The following is a 5,238-nucleotide window of genomic DNA, read 5'->3' on the forward strand; positions in this document are numbered from 1 at the left end:
TAGCCCATTAAAAGACCATTGTCCGTATAAAATCTTCCTTGTCCACTTTCCTTCCTTGTCTTCGGTAGTCTTGCCTTCACAGATCATATTAAAAACCTACCCTTGTAAGGAAGGGGGTGGGGTCAAATAATATTCGATACAGTAATCATGACTGTCCAAACATCCTCTAAGAAGATGTCAGATGATATTTATTTCTATAAATTAATTTATAGGTTAATTTAGCGATCTTGAAGTTAATTTACCTCAAAATCAAGCATTATTTTAAATATTTAATTAGAGAAATTGCTTACAAAGAATTGAATCCTTCATTGAATATAGTTCTAGCACCAACAATCACCACACCCATTTGGGTTCTTAAGCTAAAAAGAAGATTATCTAGATTTTGATCTAGATTATGAGCTAAAGACTGTTCATTGATATCGCTTCCTTGACTTCCCTCCACCCTGTTCATTTCCCCATCTGTGATTTCATTCAGAATCTGTTGAACCCTAAGAGGAGACAAATCCTCAATTGTTATCCTTGCCATGTGATTAACTCCCTAAATACTTCCGGTGAGACTTAGTAGGCTTTTGACAGAACTATACTCAAAATTATAATTTCTTTCTTATATTTGACAATTTCATTGGTAAAAGTCAAGAAACTTTGTGAATTTTCTAGACAAAAATCAAGTAGTTACGTCTGAAAAACGGATGTTTTGCCCAGTTAACAGTTTTACATCTTGAGTTGTTTATTAGGGATTAGAGACGCGACGTCTCGCGTCTCCAGCGAACTTTTAATTCTGCGCCTGTGATTGGGACATGAGAATTGTCACGTCTATGGGGGTTACCGTTGCTGCTAGTTGCGTCAATGGCGGTTGAATGGCTGTCTGGTTCCCTACTACCAGAGTTACCATTTTTTCGGGTTTGAGGTATTTTTGTGCTACTCGTTGCACATCAGCTTCAGTTGTGGCGGCTACAGCTTTTTGATACCTAAATAAGAAATCAGCCGGATAGCCGTAATATTCGTATCGCATTAACCGTGATAAGGTTTGAGCAGGGTCTTCAAAGTTGAATACAAAGGAGTTGAGAGTAGACTCTTTAGCATAAGCTAGTTCCTGCGCTGTCACAGGTTGTGCTTGCAGACGCTTGATTTCGGCTTGTACGGATTGGACAAATTGCACAGTAGCATCTGACCGGGTTTGTCCACCTGCAATAAACATTCCTGGGTAATCGAAGCGCGGACTCCAGTAGGCATATACAGAGTAAGCTAAACCTTGGCGCGATCGCACCTCATTTAATAAACGTCCACCAAACCCATTTAATACCCCATTCAATACATCCAGTGCAGCATAATCGGGATTATCTAACTGACCACCCAGATGTCCAATTAGCACACTACTCTGAGTTAGTTGTGGTTGGTCCACAAAAAATATCCCACCGGTATTAGCTGGGGTTACCTCGGATAACTGGGGTGGAGTAATTTCGGGATGGGGTTCCCAATCGCCAAACTTAGCTTGAATGAGCGATCGCATTTTCTGCGGTTCAAAATCCCCTACAATCCCTAAAATCATATTATTGGGATGAAAATATTGCTGGTAAAACCGTAGTAAATCCTCACGGGAAATATTATCTAGGGTGGCATACTCCATAGTGCGAGCATAGGGGCTATCATTGCCATAAATTAATTTCTGAAATTCTCGTCTAGCAATACCATCTGGATTATCATTACGGCGAGCAATACCACCCCTAGCCTGGGTTTTAGCTAAATCTAACTGTTTTTGGGCAAATACAGGTTCTCTCAATACCTCCGCAAACAAATCAAACACCGTTTCTAAATCTTCGGCGAGAGACTGAAAACTAGCACTACCTGAAGCTTCACTAATACCAGTTTCCACAGTAGCAGCACGTTGTTCTAAAATCTCATTGAGCTGATCAGCCGAATGCTTCTGAGTTCCCCCAGTCCGCATCACCGCACCAGTAAAACCAGCCAACCCGATTTTATCAGCCGGTTCTAGGCGACTTCCAGTCCGGATCAAAGCGGTACCATTTACCAACGGTAAATCATGATCCTCCATTAAATACACAACCAAACCGTTATCCAGCACAAACCGCTCATTTTTCGGTAACTTAATCTCAGGCAATGGTGGCAGAGCTAACTCAGTATAGTGTTTAGCCGCCGCCGTCGCCGCCCAAGAAAAGTTAAAACTGATCAACAAACAGGCAACAACCAGAATCAAACCATAAAATAGACTCCTACTCTTGCCAAACCTAAATTTAACATTGAAAATTCTCAATCCCATTCTTCGTCTCCTGAGCCTGTGTGTGCTTCATTGTGTTAACCTTGTTGTGACAACAACTTACCAATTGTGCGGTTTTGTGATGTAAAACTTGCCTGAGCTACCCGTTGAATATCCGCAGGTGTCACCGCCGAAATTGCATCTAACTGCTCAAACAAATTGCGCCAGGAACCAGTTTTTACCTCCGCTTCTAATAACTGCTGGGCCATACCCATATTGGAATTAAGACTACGTAACAAACTCGCCCGTGCTTGAGTTTTCACCCGTAGCAACTCAGCCGCCGTCACAGGTTGAGCTTTCAATTTGTCAATTTCCTGTCGCAAAGCTAAGGCCACCTCATCCACAGTGTGACCGGGAGCAGTGAGAGCATAAAATAACATTAGATTTGGGTACTTATCACCAGGAAAGCCACTAAAACCCGCAGCATTTAAGGCCAGTTGCTGCTGTTCTACCAAAGATTTATACAAACGAGATGTACGCCCATTACTTAATAAACCTGCGATAATTTCATAAACTGCATCATCGGGATGGCTAACTGATGGTCGGTGATAGCCTTCTAAATACCAAGGTTGGGAGGGTAACTCTAAAGTAAATTCTCGTGTTTGTGTTTGCGGTGGTTCGGGTGGAATCTTTGCTGCTGCTTTTGGTTTGGCTTGATAGCGGCCAAAGTAAATTTTTGCCAGTCTTTTCACTTGGGCCGCATCGACATCTCCGACAATGGCAATGGTTAAATTACTCGGTACATAGTGAGCGTTAAAGAAGTTTTGTACATCTTCGGGTGTCAGATTCCGGATATCCTCTTCATAACCAATCACCGGTCGCCGGTAGGGATGGACTGTGAAAGCAGTATCCATAAAGTTTTCCACCATTGTACCGATAGGCGAATTATCTACCCGCATCCGGCGTTCTTCCAAAATTACATCTTTTTCTTTGTAAAACTCCCGACGTAGTACAGGTTCTAAGAATCGCTCTGATTCGAGTGACATCCACAGTTTCAACTTATTAGAAGGAAAGCTGTAAAAGTATTTAGTAGCTTCGGCAGAAGTAGTAGCATTTAAACCTACACCCCCCGCTTGGTTGACAATTTGACCTAATTCGTTTTGTTTGACTAGCTGGTCTGCTTGGGACTGTATTTGCTTAAATTCAGTTTGCAATTGAGTGATATCATCTTGTTTACCATTGGCTTTTGCGCTTCTAATTTGGGCATCTAACTGTTCTAGGCGGTCTAGTAATAGGTTTTCTGCCTCGTAGTCTTTTGTACCAATACGCCTAGTACCTTTAAATGCTAAATGTTCTAAAAAGTGTGCTACACCAGTTTTACCATCTGGCTCATCCACACCCCCCACATCAGCATAAGTAACAAAAGAAACTACAGGCGCTTGATGTCTTTCTAAGACAATGAATTTCATCCCATTATCCAGGCGAAACTCTGTTAGTTGCTCAATTACCCGATCTAAATAAGGTTGAATTGAACTCTTGTGTGGTGGTTTTTGACGAAGTTGCAGGATTCTTTGCAGAGGATTTGCCGTTTGAGTGTCAGCTAGAGCTGTGTTTGGCAGTAACCCACACCATAAAATTAGGAGTACCATCAAAATGGTCGAGAGCCGACGCAATGACCAAGCCAAAATTGAACGAGGGGGCTGATTCATAAGCGACAATAAAATTAAAGTTCTATTATCTAAGAAATGTGCTAAGTAACAAACAGGGCGTTAACCTTGTATTTAAGTTTCTGTGTTTTTGGTACCTGATATTAGAGAATAATGATACAAACCGCCTTCGGAAGATCACACCATAAGTTATTATGCGAGTTTTTAATTCACCTCCGCCTTCAGAAGCACAAACACGTACCCGCATTTTAGAGTCCGCACAGAAGTTGTTTGCTTCTCAGGGATTTGATGGTACTACCACCCGTGACTTAGCACAAGCAGCTGGGGTTGCTGAGGGTACTCTGTTTCGTCATTTTCCTAATAAAAAATCCATTTTAGTGGAAGTAGCTACTAGTGGGTGGGTGGATATTCTAACAGATTTGCTCACAGAATTGAGTGAAATGGGTAGTTATAAGGCTATTGCACAAGTGATGCGCCGCCGGATGTGGAATCTACACAAAAATGTAGATATGATGAGGGTCTGTTTTATGGAAGTCCAGTTTCATCCAGATTTGCGCGATCGCATTCAAGAAGAAGTCATTGATAAAATGACCGGTGTGGCTGAAGCTTTCTTTCAAACTGCCATGGATAAGGGGATTTATCGCCAAACCGATGCTAAACTGGTGGCTAAGGTTTTTTTAGGAATGTTTGCGATCGCCGGTTTCTCTAACAATACTGTTATAGCTCCCGATGCTTCCCCCCAGGAAATGCAGCAAATGGCCGAAGGATTAGCCGACATTTTTCTCAATGGCGTGTTGGCCAAGGAATAATACATCACTCCTGAGAACTCAGCACTATTTTTGCTTGTTGACTCCACTGTTCTACCACATCAATAGCTGGACACAAATCTCGGCGTTGCATTGTTGAGACTTGCAGACGCATAATTTGTTGGTGTAACCTGTAGGTGGGTGTTTGAGCCAGTTGTGCTACAGAACCAATACCGGAATGGAGCAATAAACCGCAATATTGCACTCCTATACCAGGAATACGCGCTAAATCCGCTAAAGCCATCCATTTATTTACATATTGAAGATTAACCTGTAGTTTATTTGCCAAATCCACCCTACTTTGGGCAGTTTTTCCTTGTTTAATTAGGTCTTCAATAATTTAATGAATTTATAGTCATTTATGTACATTTGTAGTATAATATTATGAATGTACGATCATTAAATGAATGAAACTATCTGATTATGCAAAAAAGGTAGGGATAAGTTATAGAACTGCGTGGCGTTGGTACAAATCCGGCGTAATCACAGGTTATCAACAACCTACAGGAACCATAATTATTAATCTACCTGAAACTAACCAAAACCCTAA

General features: G+C 41.5%; 4 protein-coding genes and 1 pseudogene. 1 reads left to right on the top strand and 4 read right to left on the bottom strand.

The features are described from left to right. Window positions 1-286: 286 nt before the first annotated feature. From NWP22_RS14680 to NWP22_RS14690, 3 genes are all read right to left on the bottom strand, one after another. A complete protein-coding gene (locus tag NWP22_RS14680) occupies window positions 287-526 on the bottom strand; it encodes a hypothetical protein (RefSeq protein ID WP_280802041.1) in 240 nt (79 codons plus the stop codon). Window positions 527-772: 246 nt separating this feature from the next. After that, complete coding sequence (locus tag NWP22_RS14685; RefSeq protein ID WP_271733109.1) at window positions 773-2,278, bottom strand: M16 family metallopeptidase; 1,506 nt, start codon at window positions 2,276-2,278, stop codon at window positions 773-775. 35 nt (window positions 2,279-2,313) lie between these two features. Next, window positions 2,314-3,924 (bottom strand): M16 family metallopeptidase, encoded by a 1,611-nt coding sequence (locus tag NWP22_RS14690; protein ID WP_271733107.1) that lies wholly within the window; start codon window positions 3,922-3,924, stop codon window positions 2,314-2,316. Window positions 3,925-4,076: 152 nt separating this feature from the next. Between NWP22_RS14690 and NWP22_RS14695 the strand changes: the two genes are divergently transcribed. Continuing rightward, the gene (locus NWP22_RS14695; protein WP_271733106.1) at window positions 4,077-4,691 is read left to right on the top strand and encodes a TetR/AcrR family transcriptional regulator; all 615 of its coding nucleotides are present in this window, start codon (window positions 4,077-4,079) and stop codon (window positions 4,689-4,691) included. Between the two features lie 4 nt (window positions 4,692-4,695). Here NWP22_RS14695 and NWP22_RS14700 read toward each other — a convergent pair. Then, a pseudogene (locus NWP22_RS14700) lies at window positions 4,696-5,016 on the bottom strand (DUF4332 domain-containing protein); the annotation flags it as partial. Window positions 5,017-5,238: the final 222 nt, after the last annotated feature.

Origin of the sequence: Anabaenopsis tanganyikae CS-531, assembly GCF_029891675.1 — a bacterium.
Lineage (GTDB): Bacteria > Cyanobacteriota > Cyanobacteriia > Cyanobacteriales > Nostocaceae > Anabaenopsis > Anabaenopsis arnoldii.